Source organism: Cohnella baijiui (genome assembly GCF_020731285.1).
In the GTDB taxonomy this organism is placed as follows: domain Bacteria; phylum Bacillota; class Bacilli; order Paenibacillales; family Paenibacillaceae; genus Cohnella.
Window position 1 is genome coordinate 1 of the sequence record NZ_JAJFOW010000512.1, and the last position, 211, is coordinate 211.

General features: G+C 54.0%; 2 tRNA genes. Both read right to left on the reverse strand.

Features of this window, described 5'->3' with window-relative positions:
• Nucleotides 1-32 precede the first annotated feature (32 nt).
• Nucleotides 33-107, reverse strand: a tRNA-Gln gene (locus LKX83_RS33590).
• Between the two features lie 7 nt (nt 108-114).
• Nucleotides 115-199: transfer RNA gene (locus LKX83_RS33595), tRNA-Tyr, on the reverse strand.
• Nucleotides 200-211: the final 12 nt, after the last annotated feature.

The window sequence follows — 211 nt, forward strand, 5'->3', positions numbered from 1 at the left end:
CTCTACCAACTGAGCTAATGGCTCTTACAAAATGGCTGGGGTACCTGGATTCGAACCAGGGCATGACGGAGTCAAAGTCCGTTGCCTTACCGCTTGGCTATACCCCAACAAACATGGTGGAGGGGGACGGATTCGAACCGCCGAACCCTCAGGGAGCGGATTTACAGTCAGCCGCGTTTAGCCACTTCGCTACCCCTCCAAAGATGTTTCA